The organism is Streptomyces sp. NPDC053474 (genome assembly GCF_044544845.1).
Classification (GTDB): domain Bacteria; phylum Actinomycetota; class Actinomycetes; order Streptomycetales; family Streptomycetaceae; genus Streptomyces.
This window is the reverse complement of the sequence record NZ_JBITXV010000003.1, coordinates 615,388-630,158: the sequence shown is the minus strand read 5'-3', so window position 1 is coordinate 630,158 and position 14,771 is coordinate 615,388. Positions and strand designations below refer to the sequence as shown.

The window sequence follows — 14,771 nt, the reverse complement described above, 5'->3', positions numbered from 1 at the left end:
CTGTTGCCTCACATGCGGCTCCGCCGCGTGGCACGCCTCAACGGCAAGAAGAACACGGGAGTACAAACATGAACCGCAGTGAGCTGGTGGCCGCGCTGGCCGACCGCGCCGAGGTGACCCGCAAGGACGCCGACGCCGTGCTGGCCGCGTTCGCCGAGACCGTCGGCGAGATCGTTGCCAAGGGCGACGAGAAGGTCACCATCCCCGGCTTCCTGACCTTCGAGCGCACCCACCGTGCCGCTCGCACCGCCCGCAACCCGCAGACCGGCGAGCCGATCAACATCCCGGCCGGTTACAGCGTCAAGGTCTCCGCGGGCAGCAAGCTCAAGGAAGCGGCTAAGGGCAAGTAGCCTCAAAGCAGCGAGGGGCGGCCACCCGGTTCGGGTGGCCGCCCCTTTGGCGTTGTGCTGAGGTGTTTCTGCCCGCGGCGCCGTCGTGGCTGGGCGCGCAGTTCCCCGCGCCCCCTTCGGGGCCCTTGGCTAGGAGTTCCCCGTGCCCCTTCGGGCGCTTGGCTAGCTGCCCGGCAGTTCGACCTTCGCGCCCAGTTCCACGAGCTTGTCCATGAAGTTCTCGTAGCCGCGGTTGATTAGGTCGATGCCGTGCACCCGGGACGTGCCCTGGGCGGCGAGCGCCGCGATCAGGTACGAGAAGCCGCCGCGCAGGTCGGGGATGACCAGGTCGGCGCCCTGGAGCTTCGTGGGGCCGCTGACGACCGCGGAGTGCAGGAAGTTGCGCTGGCCGAAGCGGCAGTCGGAGCCGCCGAGGCACTCGCGGTAGAGCTGGATGTGGGCGCCCATCTGGTTCAGCGCCGAGGTGAAGCCGAGGCGGGACTCGTACACCGTCTCGTGGACGATGGACAGGCCCGTGGCCTGCGTCAGGGCGACGACGAGCGGCTGCTGCCAGTCGGTCTGGAAGCCGGGGTGGACGTCCGTCTCCAGGGCGATGGACTTCAGCTGGCCGCCGGGGTGCCAGAAGCGGATGCCCTCGTCGTCGATCTCGAAGGCGCCGCCGACCTTCCGGTACGTGTTCAGGAAGGTCATCATCGAGCGCTGCTGGGCGCCGCGGACGTAGATGTTGCCTTCGGTCGCCAGGGCCGCGGAAGCCCAGGAGGCGGCCTCCAGGCGGTCCGAGAGGGCGTGGTGGTTGTAGCCGCCGAGGCTGTCCACACCGGTGATCCGTATGGTCCGGTCCGTGTCCATGGCGATGATCGCGCCCATTTTCTGCAGGACGCAGATCAGGTCCTCGATCTCCGGCTCGACCGCCGCGTTCGAGAGCTCCGTCACACCCTCGGCGAGCACGGCGGTGAGCAGCACCTGCTCGGTGGCGCCCACGGAGGGGTACGGCAGGCGGATCTTGGTGCCGCGCAGGCGCTGCGGCGCCTCCAGGTACTGGCCGCCCTCGCGCTTCTCGATGGTCGCGCCGAACTGGCGGAGCACCTCGAAGTGGAAGTCGATGGGGCGGCCGCCGATGTCGCAGCCGCCGAGGCCCGGGATGAACGCGTGGCCGAGGCGGTGCAGGAGCGGGCCGCAGAACAGGATCGGAATCCGCGAGGAACCCGCGTGCGCGTCGATGTCGGCGACGTTCGCACTTTCCACATGCGAGGGGTCGAGCACCAGCTCGCCCGGCTCCTCACCGGGGCGGACCGTCACGCCGTGCAGCTGCAGCAGGCCGCGTACGACCCGGACGTCGCGGATGTCGGGAACGTTGCGCAGACGGCTCGGAGCGCTGCCGAGCAGCGCGGCGACCATGGCCTTGGGCACGAGGTTCTTCGCGCCGCGGACACGGATCTCACCCTCCAGCGGGGTTCCGCCGTGGACAAGCAGTACGTCTTGGGTGCCGGTGACGGTCATGAATCTCGCGTTCCGAAGAGGTGGACGGGGGGATCAAAGGGAAAGCGTAATGGCCCCCCACCCCCCGTCCGTAGGCCTGAGGGGGCCCAAGCACGTCATGAGTCGGCTACAACACGAACCGTACGGAACCGGACGCTCAGGGTCACCTTTCCCGCGCGCCGCCCGAACCGCCCGCGTACGCCCTGAACTGGGCGCACTTCCGTGCGGCCATTGCCTCCCCGGACGAGCCCAAGATGCGGGATCATGTCTGGCATGACCGAGGTGTCCTCGCTCACAGGGCGGCTGCTCGTGGCCACGCCGGCCCTGTCGGACCCCAATTTCGACCGTGCGGTGGTGCTGCTCCTCGACCACGACGAGGAGGGCTCGCTGGGCGTGGTCCTCAACCGCCCGACCCCGGTGGGCGTCGGCGACATCCTGGAGGGCTGGGGCGAGCTCGCGGGCGCGCCCGGCGTCGTCTTCCAGGGCGGCCCGGTCTCCCTGGACTCGGCGCTCGGCGTCGCGGTGATCCCCGGCGACGAGGGGGCCGTCGCGCGCTCCCGGCGCCGCCCGGGCCGCGACGACCCCGTGGGCTTCCGGCGGGTGCACGGCGCGATCGGCCTGGTCGACCTGGAGGCCCCGCCGGAGCTGCTCGCCGCCGCGCTCGGCTCCCTGCGGATCTTCGCGGGGTACGCGGGCTGGGGCCCGGGCCAGCTGGAGGACGAACTGGTCGAGGGCGCGTGGTACGTGGTCGAGTCCGAGCCGGGCGACGTCTCCTCGCCCGACCCGGAGCGGCTGTGGCGCTCCGTGCTGCGGCGCCAGCGCAGCGAGCTCGCGATGGTGGCGACGTATCCGGACGACCCGTCGCTGAACTGACGTCCGGTCAGCCGGTCGCCGTCCGCAGATACCGGTCCGCCAGCGGGTGCGGATCCTGCGTCGGGACGGCCAGGTGGACGGTGACCGGGGGCGCGTTCTTCAGGCGTACGTAGCGCAGTCCGGAGTGGGCGTACCGGCGGGCGACCGGCTCCGGCGCGACGCCGACGCCGTGGTCCGCGGCGACGGCCTCCAGCCACTCGTCGACGTTGCCGGCGGTGCAGGCGAGGTCGGGGCGGCGGCCCGCGGGCCACAGCTCGGGTCGGGTCGTGCCGGTGACGGTGTTCACCACCAGCGGGTACGCGGCCAGCTCCGCCCAGTCGACGACGCGGCGCCCCGCGAGCGCCCGGGAGCCGCGGGCGAGCACGGCGACGCGCGGCTCGTCGAGCAGCTTCCGGCCCCGTACCCCTTCCGGCAGTTCACCGCGTACGACCGCCACGTCGCAGGCGCCCGACGTGAGCCCCGCCAGCGGCTCGTCGCGGCGCACCAGGCGCACGAGCGCCCCGGTCGCCTCCTTGAACGCGGTGGTGAGCGGCCCGCAGGCCTCCGGGAGCATGGAGGTGAAGCCGAGCCGCAGCTCCGGCCGCCCGGCGCCCGGTGCGCGCAGCGCGGCGTCGAGGCGCGTGAGCAGCGGCGCGAGGTCGTCGCGCAGGCGGCGCCCGGCGTCGGTGAGGTCCACGTGGCGCGTGGTGCGGTCGACGAGGCGGGTGCTGACGGCCTCCTCAAGGGCCCGCACGGTCCGCGTGAGCGCGGGCTGGCCGATGCCGAGCGCGGCGGCCGCGTGCGTGAAGCTCAGCTCGTCGGCGACGGCGAGGAAGCCGCGCAGGTGCCGTAGTTCCACGGCGTCGACGGTGCTCGAAGGATCCATGCCTGCCGAGCATAAGCGCACTCCACGGGCATTTCCCTGCCGATCCGGAGACTGCCTACGTTTCCGCACCGGACTACCCGCTACCTGAAGGGAGCTGATCGCCGGTGCGGAGGATCTGGCTGTTGATGCTGGGGGCCTTCACCTTGGGGCTCGACGCGTACGTGATGGCGGGCCTCCTGCCCGTGGTCGCGGACGACCTGGACACCACCGTGTCCCTCGCCGGGCAGATGGTCACCGTCTTCACGCTGGCGTACGCGGTGAGCGCGCCGCTCGTCGCGGGCCTGTTCGCGGGCGCCCGGCCGCGCGTGCTGATCATCGCGGCGCTCGCCGTGTTCACGGTGGGCAACGCCTTGACCGCGTTCGCGCCCGGCCTCGCGGTGCTGCTCGTCTCCCGTGCCGTGGCGGGCGTGGGCGCCGGGGTGTACTCGGCGCTGTCCACGGCGGCCGCCGCCGCGCTCGCCGGACCGGAGCGGCGCGGCCGGGCGCTCGCCCTGGTGATGGGCGGGATGAGCTCGGGCACGGTGCTCGGCGTGCCGCTGGGGGTGCTGCTCGCCGACCACACCTCGTGGCGCTCGACCATGTGGCTGGTGACGGGGCTCGGCGCGGTCGCCCTCGCGGGCCTCGCGGCGGGCCTGCCCGAGATCCCCGCGCCGCCCGCCGTGCCGGTGCGGGCGCGGCTCGGGGCGCTCACCGACCGGGCCGTGCTGCCCGTCGTGAGCGTGTCCTTCCTGGGGGCCGTGTCGAGCCTTGGCCTGTACACCTACCTCGCCCCGGTCCTGGACGCGGTGGGCGGCGTCGGCGAGGGCGAGGTGGCGCCGTACCTGTGGGCGTGGGGGATCGGCGGCGTGCTCGGCAGCGTGCTCGCGGGGCCGCTCGTGGACCGCACGGGCCGGGTGCTCGCCCTCGTGACGGGCGTGACGGCGCTCCTGGTCGTCTCGGAGTCCTCGCTTCCGCTCCTCGGGGCGGCGGCCTTCCCCGCGCTCGTGGTCTGGGGCGCCGCGGGCTGGGCCTTCCAGGTCCCGCAGCAGCACCGCCTGTTGGCGCTGAGCGCCGAGCGCGGCACGGTGGCCCTCGCCCTCAACAACTCCGCCCTCTACCTGGGCAGCGCGGTGGGCTCCGGCGTCGCGGGGCTCGCCCTGTCGGCGGGCCTGGACGCGGGCGCGCTGCCGTGGGCCGCGGCCGGGGTCGCGGCCCTGGGGCTCGCCCTGCACCTGGTGACGGGGCGCGGTGCGCGCGGAGCCGACAGCCGCTGCCAGGACGCGCCGGGCGTGAGTACCCTTGGCACCTATGAGCACTCTTGAGCCCGAGCCCGAGCGCGGGGCAGGTACGGGGACCCTCGTAGAGCCGACGCCTCAGGTGTCGCACGGTGACGGCGACCACGAGCGCTATGCGCACTACGTCCAGAAGGACAAGATCATGGCGAGCGCGCTCGACGGGACCCCCGTCGTGGCGCTCTGCGGCAAGGTGTGGGTCCCCGGCCGCGACCCGAAGAAGTACCCCGTCTGTCCCATGTGCAAGGAGATCTACGAGTCCATGGGCGCCGGCGGCGACAAGGACAAGGGCGGCAAGGACGGCGGCAAGAAGTAGCCACCCGCCGACCCGGCTGACCACCGTGGGCCCCCGCCACGCCTGAGGGCGTGCCGGGGGCCCATGCACGTCCGGATCCGCGCGGCGGCACGGGCCGGATCCGCGCGGTGGCATGGGCGGTGCGGCACCCGAGCCCGTCCGGCGTTTGAGGACGAGGCGCGCAGCGCCGGTGGCCGTTCAAGGCCCAGGGGCCAGGCCCCGTTGCATATGCCGCAAAGGCTCTTTTGCCCCGCGCAATGCCGTGGCAGCCTCCTCCCCATGACCTTCGAGCAACTGATCCCCGCGCCCGCACGCGCCGAGAGCGCACCGGGCGGCACCGGCTTCACCGTCGACGGGTCGACCGCGCTCTGGGCGGGCCCGGGCACCGAGACCACCGAACGCTGGCTGCGCGCGACGCTGGGCGGCACGTTCCACCTCCCGCTCGCGCCGGGCGCGGAGACGGCGCCCGGCACCATCGTGCTGCGCGTCGACGACGAGGGCGGGGCGCTGGCGCCGGAGGCGTACCGCCTGACCGTCACCTCCGACCGCGTGACCATCGTCGGCGGCGGCTCGGCGGGCGTCTTCTGGGGTGCCCAGACGCTGCGCCAACTGCTCGGCCCCGAGGCGTTCCGCCGGGCCCCGATCGCCGCGCAGGGCACGCTCACCGTCCCCGAGGGCGTCGTCGAGGACGCCCCCCGGTTCGGCTGGCGCGGCATGATGCTCGACGTGTCGCGGCACTTCATGTCCAAGGAAGGGGTCCTGCGCTATCTGGACCTGCTCGCCGCGCACAAGCTGAACGTCTTCCACTTCCACCTCACCGACGACCAGGGCTGGCGCCTGGAGATCAAGCGCTACCCCCGGCTCACCGAGGTGGGCGCGTGGCGCTCGCGCACCAAGTGGGGCCACCGCCAGTCGGACTTGTGGAACGAGACCCCGCACGGCGGCTTCTACACCCAGGAGGACATCCGCGAGATCGTCGCCTACGCCACGGCCCGGCACATCACGGTCGTACCGGAGATCGAGGTTCCGGGGCACTCGCAGGCCGCCATCGCCGCCTATCCGGAACTCGGCAACGCCGACGTCATCGACACGAACGCGCTGTCCGTCTGGGACAACTGGGGCGTCACGCCGAACGTGCTCGCGCCCACCGACGGCACCCTCCGCTTCTACGAAGGGGTCTTCGAGGAGGTCCTGGAGCTGTTCCCGTCGACGTTCATCCACGTCGGCGGCGACGAGTGCCCCAAGGAGCAGTGGAAGGACTCCCAGGTCGCCCAGGAGCGCATCGAGCAGCTGGGGGTCAGCAACGAGGACGAGTTGCAGAGCTGGTTCATCCGGCACTTCGACAAGTGGCTGGCCGCGCGCGGGCGTCGGCTCATCGGCTGGGACGAGATCCTGGAGGGCGGCCTCGCGGAGGGCGCGGCCGTGTCCTCCTGGCGCGGCTACAGCGGCGGCATCGCGGCGGCCAAGGCGGGCCACGACGTCGTCATGTGCCCCGAGCAGCACGTGTATCTGGACCACCGTCAGCACGGCGGCGCGGACGAGCCGGTGCCCATCGGCTGGGTGCGCACCCTGGAGGACGTCTACCGCTTCGAGCCGGTGCCGGACAAGCTCACCGCCGAGGAGGCCCGGCACGTGCTCGGCACCCAGGCCAACGTGTGGACCGAGGTGATGGAGAACGAGGACCGCGTGGACTACCAGGTCTTCCCCAGGCTCGCGGCGCTCGCCGAGGTCGCCTGGAGCGAGCTCCCGCCGTCCGCCGAGCGCGACTTCGCGGCCTTCGAGGAGCGAATGACGGCCCACTACGCGCGACTTGACGCCCTCGGTGTGTCCTACCGTCCGCCGGGCGGCCCGCTGCCCTGGCAGCAGCGTCCCGGCGTGTTCGGACGCCCGATCGAGGGGGCGCCCCCAATCGTGTGAGGTCCGCCCCGCGCACGTGCTCCTGGCGGCCCGCCCTGCGACTGTGGGCCGCCAGGAGAAAGCCGTACAAGGCTCACCGAAGAGTGGCAATTCCCGCCGACCGGCGAGGGAGTGCGAAAACGGCATATCCCCCAGGTCTGCGGACGAACGTCTCCTAGCGGACCCCCGCGCCGGGGCCCGGTGAAGATGTGCCAGAGTTGCCACGTCCGGGTTGTGAGCACGTACCGTACGGCGGAACAGGCGTAACGGTGAGCGCGGCACGCAAGTGGCCGGGCCATCGGGAAGGGGCAGCCGGTTTTGACCACGCACGCACCGCGGGCGGCGCAGGGGGCGCAGTCTGTGTCGCTGCCCGCCACGCTCGACGAGGCCGTCGCGGCGCTCGCCGCCGTGCCCGCAGCCGTGCCCGTCGCGGGCGGCACGGACCTGATGTCGTCGGTCAACGCGGGCCTGCTGCGCCCCGCCGCGCTCGTCGGCCTCGGCCGCATCAGCGAGATCCGCGGCTGGCAGTACCAGGACGGGCACGCCCTGCTCGGCGCCGGGCTCACGCACGCGCGCATGGGGCGCCCGGACTTCGCGGCGCTCATCCCGGCGCTCGCCGCGGCCGCGCGCGCCGCGGGCCCCCCGCCGATCCGCAACGCGGGCACCCTCGGCGGCAACATCGCGTCCGCCGCGCCGACCGGCGACTCGCTGCCCGTACTCGCCGCGCTCGAAGCCGTGTTGATCATCGTGGGCCCCGGCGGCTCCCGCCGCGAGGTCCCGGTCTCGCACCTGCTCGCGGGCAGGGAGATGCTCCAGCCCGGCGAACTCATCGGATTTGTCCGCGTACCGATCCTGCACGCCCCCCAGGTCTTCCTGAAGGCCACGGGGCGCACCGGGCCCGGCCGCGCCATCGCGTCCGTCGCGCTGGTCCTCGACCCCGCGCGCCGGGGCGTGCGATGCGCGGTGGGGGCGATCGCGCCCATGCCCCTGCGCCCCCTGGAGGCGGAGCAGTGGGTGGCCGGGCTCATCGACTGGGACGGCGAGCGCGGGCTCGTGCCGGAGGCCCTCGCGGCCTTCGGTGACTACGTGGCCGCGGCGTGCATCCCGGACCAGCCGCCCGCCGAGGACGGCAGCGAGCGGCCGCACCCGCCCGCCGTACTGCATCTGCGGCGCACCGTCGCCGCGCTGGCCCGACGAGCACTGGGGAGGGCGCTGTCGTGACCGACGCTCAGAGGAACGGGGCGGGCAGCGGCTGGCAGCCGCACCCGCAGGGCGAGTACGACGCCGACGCCACGGCGTTCGTCCAGCTCCCGGAGGGCGCTGTCGACGCGGTGAGCACGCCGCTCGCCGCCCCCGGACACGGCTATGTGCCGCCGCAGATAACGGTCGCGCCGACCGCCGCGGACGCCACCGACCCCGCCGCCACGGGCGTGTGGGTGCTGCCCCCGGAGATCACCGGGGTCGCGCCCGCGAGTGGCGACGCCCCGGTCGCGAGCTGGCCGGACCCCGCCGCGCAGCCCGGACTCCCGGTCCACGAGGCGTACGACGGGCCGGGCCACGAGCCGCACCAGCCGCACGGTCCGTACGAGCGGCACGTCCAGGACGCCTACGACCCGCGCGCCACCGGCCAGTGGACCTTCCCGGACGCGGTGCCGCCGGAGCAGCCCGCTGCGGGGCATCCGCACGCGCCCGCGCCCGCCGCGCCCGCCGCCCACGACGTGACCGGGCAGTGGTCCATCCCCGTCGCAGATGGTGATCTTCCCGACGAATCGGGCGAGTTCACCACGTCGTCCCTCGCGCAGCAGTGGGGCGGTACGCCGCCCGCGACGCTGCCCGGGGGGGCGCCCGCGCCCTGGGCGTCGGCGCTCGCGGCCATGCCGGAGTCGATGGTTCCGCAAGCGCCGGAGGCCTTCGCCGAGCAGCCGCCGGTGGAGCAGCCCTCTCCTGAGCAGCAGCCCCCCGTGGAGCCGCCCGCCGTCGAGGAGACGCCCTTCGAGCGGACGGCCAAGCTGTTCGTCGTCGAGCGGCGCCCGGACGGGTCGCTCGGGCCGAGGGGAGGGGTGCCGGAGGAGGCGGCGGAGCCGCAGCCGCTGGTCGCCCCGGAGCCGGAGCCGCCGGTGGCCGCCGAGCCCGAGCCTGCCCCCGTGGCCGCCGAGCCCGAGCCGGAGCCCGGCCCCGAGCTTGAGCCTGAGCCCGAGCCGGAGCCCGCCCCCGTGGCGGCCGAGGTCCCTGCCCCGGTCGAACTCCCGGAGGCTCCGGCCCCGGTGGAGCCCGCCGCCGAGGAGCCCGAGGCCCCGGCCCCCGCGCCGGAGCTGGAGCCCGAGGCGGAGCTAGCGCCCGAAGCCGAGCTCGCGGACGACCCCGCCCCGGAGGCCGCCCCGGAACCCACCCCCGCGATCGAAGCGGAAGCTTCGCCTCCGGTCGAGGCCGGGCCCGATGCGGTGGCCGACGTCCAGGAGACGGCCACCGAGGCGGAGCCCGAGCCCCAGCCCGAGCCCCAGCCCGTCCACGACGAGCACCCCCTCGTCTCCTACGTCCTGCGCGTCAACGGCGCCGACCGGCCCGTCACCGGCGCCTGGATCGGCGAGTCGCTCCTGTACGTGCTGCGCGAGCGGCTCGGCCTCGCGGGCGCCAAGGACGGCTGCTCCCAGGGCGAGTGCGGGGCCTGCAACGTCCAGGTGGACGGCCGTCTCGTGGCCTCCTGCCTGGTGCCCGCCGCCACCGCGGCGAGCAGCGAGGTGCGCACCGTCGAGGGCCTCGCCGCCGACGGGCAGCCCTCCGACGTCCAGCGGGCGCTCGCCAACTGCGGCGCCGTGCAGTGCGGCTTCTGCGTCCCGGGCATGGCCATGACGCTGCACGACCTCCTGGAGGGCAACCCCGCGCCCAGCGACCTGGAGACCCGCCGAGCCCTGTGCGGCAACCTGTGCCGCTGCTCGGGCTACCGGGGCGTGCTCGACGCGGTGCGCGACGTCGTCGCCGAGCGCGCGGCCAAGGGCGCCGCCGAGCAGGAGCCGGACGGGCAGGCCGCCGGGCAGACGCGCATCCCGCACCAGGCGGGCCCGTACGGGCAGGACGGAGAGCAGGCGTGACCGGCGTGACCGACGAAGCCGTCACCACCCCCGGAGGGGCCGAGCAGCTGCCGCGCGGCATCGGCTCCTCGCTGCCGTCGGCGGACATCAGGGCCAAGACGGAGGGCACCTTCCCCTACGCCTCCGACCTGTGGGCCGAGGGCCTGCTGTGGGCGGCCGTCCTGCGCTCCCCGCACGCGCACGCGCGCGTGGTGTCCATCGACACCACCCACGCGCGCGAGCTGCCGGGCGTCCGCGCGGTCGTCACGCACGAGGATGTGCCGGGCGCGGCCCTGCACGGCCGGTGGAGCGCCGACCGCCCCGTCTTCGCCGCCGACGTCGTGCGCCACCACGGCGAGCCCATCGCCGCCGTCGCCGCCGACCACCCGGACACCGCCCGCATGGCCGCCGCCGCGATCATCGTCGAGTACGAGGCCCTCGACCCGGTCACCGACCCCGAGCAGGCCTTCGAGGCGCCGCCGCTGCACCCGGACGGCAATCTGATCCGGCACATCCCGCTGCGCCACGGCGACCCGGAGGCGACCGGCGAGGTCGTCGTCGAGGGCCTGTACCGCATCGGCCGCCAGGACCCGGCACCGATCGGCGCGGAGGCGGGGCTCGCGGTGCCGCGCCCGGACGGCGGCGTCGAGCTGTACGTCGCCTCGACCGACCCGCACGGCGACCGCGACCGCGCGGCCGCCGTCTACGGCCTCGCGCCGGACCTGGTGAAGGTCGTCGTCACGGGCGTGCCAGGCGCCACCGCCGACCGCGAGGACCCGGGCTTCCAGCTGCCGCTCGGCCTGCTCGCCCTGAAGACGGGCTGCCCGGTCAAGCTCACCGCGACGCGCGAGGAGTCCTTCCTCGGCCACGCCCACCGCCACCCCACGCTCCTGCGCTACCGCCACCACGCGGACGCCGAGGGCAAGTTGGTGAAGGTGGAGGCGCAGATCCTGCTCGACGGGGGCGCGTACGCGGACACCTCGCCGCAGGTGCTCGCGGCCGCCGTCTCCTTCGCCTGCGGCCCGTACGTCGTCCCGAACGCCTTCATCGAGGGCTGGGTGGTGCGCACGAACAACCCGCCCTCCGGCCATGTGCGCGGCGAGGGCGCCTTCCAGGTCTGCGCGGCGTACGAGGCGCAGATGGACAAGCTCGCCAAGAAGCTGGGTGTCGACCCGGCCGAGGTGCGGCTTCGCAACGCGATGGCGACCGGCGACGTCCTGCCCACGGGACAGACCGTGACGTGCCCGGCCCCCACGGCCGAACTGCTCACCGCCGTACGGGACTTCCCGCTGCCGGAGCTGCCGAAGGACACCCCGCAGGAGGAGTGGCTGCTGCCCGGCGGCCCCGAGGGCGCGGGCGAACCGGCCGCCGTGCGGCGCGGCGTCGGCTACGGCCTCGGCATGGTCCAGCTCCTCGGCGCGGAGGGCGCCGACGAGGTCTCCACGGCCACGGTGAAGGTCCACGACGGCGTGGCGACGGTCATCTGCGCGGCCGTCGAGACCGGCCAGGGCTTCGCGACGCTCGCCCGCCAGATCGTCCAGGAGACCCTGGGCATCGACGACGTGCGGGTGGCCCCCGTGGACACCGACCAGCCCCCGTCGGGCCCGAGCTGCCACGGCCGCCACACCTGGGTGTCGGGCGGCGCGGTGGAGCGGGCCGCGAAGATGGTCCGCACCCAGCTCCTCCAGCCCCTGGCGCACAAGTTCGGCATGTCCACCGAGCTGCTCCAGATCGCCGACGGCAAGATCACCTCGTACGACGGCGTCCTCTCCACGACCGTGGAGGAGGCGATGGAGGGCAAGGAGCTGTGGGCCACGGCCCAGTGCCGTCCGCACCCCACCGAGCCGCTCGACGCCGACGGGCAGGGCGACGCCTTCGTGGGCATGGCCTTCTGCGCGATCCGCGCGGTCGTGGACGTGGACATCGAGATCGGCTCGGTGCGGGTCGTGGAGCTGGCGGTCGCCCAGGACGTCGGCCGGGTCCTCAACCCCGCGCAGCTGCGGGTCCGCATCGAGGCGGGCGTCACCCAGGGCCTGGGCGCGGCGCTCACGGAGAATCTCCGCACCCCGCGCGGCATCGTCCGCCACCCCGACCTGACGGGCTACGCCCTGCCGACGGCCCTGGACGCGCCGGACATCCGCATCGTCAAGCTCGTCGAGGAGCGCGACGTCGTCGCCCCCTTCGGCGCGAAGGCGGCCAGCGCGGTGCCGGTGGTCACCGCCCCGGCCGCGATCGCCTCGGCGGTGCGGGCGGCGACGGGCCGCCCCGTGAACCGGCTGCCGATCCGGCCGCAGGCCGCGGTGGGGGCGGAGCTGGCCTGAGCCGCGTTCCGCCCACCGGAAAAGGAGAGGAGCTCCGGGCCCGCCCTGCGATACGTTCGCGCGCGTGAACGCACACACGGGTACGGACGGCGTCATCCTCATCACCGGCATCATGGCCGCGGGCAAGTCCACGGTCGCGCAGGCCCTCGCGGAACGCCTGCCGCGCGCGGCGCACGTACGGGGTGACGTGTTCCGCCGCATGATCGTCTCCGGCCGCGAGGAGTACGAGCCCGGCGCGGGCGGCGAGGCCGAGGCCCAACTCCGGCTGCGCTACGGCCTGTCGGCGGCCACGGCCGACGCGTACGCGGCCGCGGGATTCACCGCGGTCGTCCAGGACGTCGTCCTCGGCGCGGAGCTGAAGCGCTACGTGGACCTGGTGCGGACCCGCCCCCTGTACGTCGTCGTCCTCGCCCCGCGCCCCGACGCGGTCGCCGCCCGCGAGGCCGCCCGCGGCAAGACCGGCTACGGCGAGTGGACCGTCGAGGCCCTCGACGCCGGTCTGCGCGCCGCGACCCCGCGCATCGGACTGTGGCTGGACAGCTCGGAGTTGACGGCGGATCAGACGGTGACGGAGCTTCTCGCGCGCCTGGACGAGGCCGCGGTGGCCTGAGCGCGGAATGTCTCGTACCGGCGCCCGTACGGTAGCGAGGACGTTCCAGGCTCTCCATGACCGCATAAATCCCTTTTAATTCGGGCGAGTCGCAGGGCACCATCGAAGAGTCCCGAACCACTCACCACACGATCCGACTCGCTACGGGGGAGACACGTCATGGGGGATGACAACGACACGGGCTGGGGCTGACGGCCCCACACTCTGAAGACGCGCAAGGGGCGGCTCCGGTTGGAGCCGCCCTCATTCGTGCTCCGGCCCGCGGTCAGCCCGCGCCCAGGAGGGCCTGGTCGAGGAGGACTTCGGCCGCCGCCCGGGCGTGGCGGCCGTAGTCCGGGTCGTCGAGGACCATGGCGCGGCTGGCCGCGCCGTCCGCGAGGGTGGCCAGCTGTTCGGCGAGCCCGAGGGGGTCGCGGCAGCCCAGCTCCGTCACCAGGGCGGCGATCAGCCGCACCATGCGCAGCTTCTGCTCCCGGGCGTAGGAGTGCACCGCGCTCGCCGGGTCGGGGAACTCCGCGGCGGCGTCGATGAACGGGCACCCGCGCACCGGGGCCGCGCCCGCCGCCGACGGGTCCGCGTCCGTCACCGGCGGGTCGAACAGCGCGCGGATCCGCTCGCGCGGCGGGATGTCCTCGCGGGTCAGCACGCCCTCCAGGGTGGCGCCCGATAGGACGAGGCCCTGCAAGTGGGCGATGACCAGGTCGTTCTTGGTGCGGAAGTGCGCGTAGAGCGTCCGCTTGGACACCGGCGCTTCCTCCGCGATCTGCTCCATGCCGGTCGCGTTGATGCCCTGGGCCGCGAACAGCCGGGCGGCGGCGGCCAGGACGCGCTCGCGCCCGCCGCGCCCGCGCCGCGGGGGTGGTGTGGCGGTCGTACTCGCACTCATGGGGGAAGTATACGCACTCGTTTACTTCGGCCGGAGAGTCGCGTTAGGGTGACACCCGCATGTAAACGATCCCGTTTACATGCGCTCGCTGTCGCCAAGGAGTCCCATGAGCACGTTCGTCGCCACCGAGCTGAGCGGCTGTGCGGAGAAGTTGATACGAGGCCGTCGCGCGACCCGCGCGTTCCGTCCGGAGCCCGTGCCCGAGGACACGCTGCGGAGGATCTTCGCGCTGGCCGCCGCCGCGCCGTCCAACTCCAACACGCAGCCGTGGCAGGTGGAGGTGGTCAGCGGCGCGGCACGGCGGCGCCTGGCCGATGCCCTGCGGACGGCCCACGCCGAGGGGCGCACCTCGGTGGACTTCCCGTACGCCGAGGGGATGTACGCGCCGGTGCACCGGGCGCGCCGGTCGGCGTTCGGCGCCGAGCTGTACGGGGCCCTGGGCATCGGCCCCGACGACCGCGAGGCCCGCGCGGCCTACGACGCGCGGAGCCTGGCCTTCTACGGCGCGCCCCACGTGGCGTTCCTCTTCGTCCACGGCGACGGCGAGGCGCGCCTCGCCGCGGACGTCGGCGCCTATCTGCAGACGCTGCTCCTGGCGATGACCGCGTACGGCGTGGACAGCTGCCCGCAGGGGCTGTTGAGCTTCTACGCCGACACCGTCCGCGCCGAACTCGGCGTCACCGGAGGGAAGCTGCTCGTCGGCGTCTCCTTCGGCCACGCCGACGAGGCCGCGCCGGTGAACCGGGTGCGGACCGGACGGGCCCCGGTCGAGTCGACCACGGCCTTCCATCACTAGGGCCTGCGCGGCCGGACGGTACGCGGTGCGGGGCCTGAGTGTCTTGCTGGAAGTGCCGCGA

General features: G+C 74.1%; 13 protein-coding genes. 10 read left to right on the top strand and 3 right to left on the bottom strand.

What is annotated here, in order from left to right:
- Positions 1–68: 68 nt before the first annotated feature.
- Positions 69–350 (top strand): HU family DNA-binding protein, encoded by a 282-nt coding sequence (locus ACIG3E_RS09590; RefSeq protein ID WP_016645140.1) that lies wholly within the window; start codon positions 69–71, stop codon positions 348–350.
- Positions 351–512: 162 nt separating this feature from the next.
- On the opposite strand, the gene murA is transcribed toward ACIG3E_RS09590, so the two are convergent.
- Positions 513–1,850 carry a UDP-N-acetylglucosamine 1-carboxyvinyltransferase gene (gene murA, locus ACIG3E_RS09585; protein WP_399613359.1) on the bottom strand — a complete coding sequence of 446 codons (1,338 nt, stop codon included), beginning with the start codon at positions 1,848–1,850 and terminating at the stop codon, positions 513–515.
- Positions 1,851–2,102: 252 nt separating this feature from the next.
- On the opposite strand from murA, the gene ACIG3E_RS09580 reads away from it, so the two are divergent.
- Positions 2,103–2,702 carry a YqgE/AlgH family protein gene (locus tag ACIG3E_RS09580; protein ID WP_399613356.1) on the top strand — a complete coding sequence of 200 codons (600 nt, stop codon included), beginning with the start codon at positions 2,103–2,105 and terminating at the stop codon, positions 2,700–2,702.
- Positions 2,703–2,709: 7 nt separating this feature from the next.
- Here the strand turns inward: ACIG3E_RS09580 and ACIG3E_RS09575 are convergent, their stop codons facing one another.
- Positions 2,710–3,567, bottom strand: a complete 858-nt coding sequence (locus ACIG3E_RS09575; RefSeq protein WP_399613354.1) for a LysR family transcriptional regulator — start codon at positions 3,565–3,567, stop codon at positions 2,710–2,712.
- Between the two features lie 104 nt (positions 3,568–3,671).
- On the opposite strand from ACIG3E_RS09575, the gene ACIG3E_RS09570 reads away from it, so the two are divergent.
- The 7 genes from ACIG3E_RS09570 (at position 3,672) to ACIG3E_RS09540 (ending at position 13,028) form a co-directional block, all read left to right on the top strand.
- Positions 3,672–4,868 carry an MFS transporter gene (locus ACIG3E_RS09570; RefSeq protein WP_399613352.1) on the top strand — a complete coding sequence of 399 codons (1,197 nt, stop codon included), beginning with the start codon at positions 3,672–3,674 and terminating at the stop codon, positions 4,866–4,868.
- On the top strand, positions 4,855–5,154 hold the full coding sequence (locus ACIG3E_RS09565; RefSeq protein ID WP_037825937.1) for a DUF3039 domain-containing protein: 300 nt from the start codon (positions 4,855–4,857) through the stop codon (positions 5,152–5,154). The genes ACIG3E_RS09570 and ACIG3E_RS09565 overlap by 14 nt, the downstream gene beginning before the upstream one ends.
- A 258-nt stretch (positions 5,155–5,412) precedes the next feature.
- Positions 5,413–7,050, top strand: coding sequence for a beta-N-acetylhexosaminidase (locus ACIG3E_RS09560; protein ID WP_399613348.1), 1,638 nt, complete (start codon positions 5,413–5,415; stop codon positions 7,048–7,050).
- A gap of 297 nt (positions 7,051–7,347) precedes the next feature.
- Positions 7,348–8,250: an FAD binding domain-containing protein gene (locus ACIG3E_RS09555; RefSeq protein WP_399613346.1), complete on the top strand. Its 903-nt coding sequence runs from the start codon at positions 7,348–7,350 to the stop codon at positions 8,248–8,250.
- Positions 8,247–10,118, top strand: a complete 1,872-nt coding sequence (locus ACIG3E_RS09550) for a 2Fe-2S iron-sulfur cluster-binding protein (protein ID WP_399613343.1) — start codon at positions 8,247–8,249, stop codon at positions 10,116–10,118. The genes ACIG3E_RS09555 and ACIG3E_RS09550 overlap by 4 nt, the downstream gene beginning before the upstream one ends.
- A 5-nt stretch (positions 10,119–10,123) precedes the next feature.
- Complete coding sequence (locus ACIG3E_RS09545; RefSeq protein WP_399613537.1) at positions 10,124–12,418, top strand: xanthine dehydrogenase family protein molybdopterin-binding subunit; 2,295 nt, start codon at positions 10,124–10,126, stop codon at positions 12,416–12,418.
- A gap of 64 nt (positions 12,419–12,482) precedes the next feature.
- Entirely contained in the window at positions 12,483–13,028 is a 546-nt protein-coding gene (locus ACIG3E_RS09540; protein ID WP_399613340.1) for an AAA family ATPase, read from the top strand.
- A gap of 265 nt (positions 13,029–13,293) precedes the next feature.
- On the opposite strand, the gene ACIG3E_RS09535 is transcribed toward ACIG3E_RS09540, so the two are convergent.
- The gene (locus ACIG3E_RS09535) at positions 13,294–13,914 is read right to left on the bottom strand and encodes a TetR/AcrR family transcriptional regulator (RefSeq protein ID WP_399613337.1); all 621 of its coding nucleotides are present in this window, start codon (positions 13,912–13,914) and stop codon (positions 13,294–13,296) included.
- Positions 13,915–14,020: 106 nt separating this feature from the next.
- Here ACIG3E_RS09535 and ACIG3E_RS09530 point away from each other — a divergent pair, with 106 nt between their 5' ends.
- Positions 14,021–14,710, top strand: a complete 690-nt coding sequence (locus tag ACIG3E_RS09530; protein ID WP_399613335.1) for a nitroreductase family protein — start codon at positions 14,021–14,023, stop codon at positions 14,708–14,710.
- Positions 14,711–14,771: the final 61 nt, after the last annotated feature.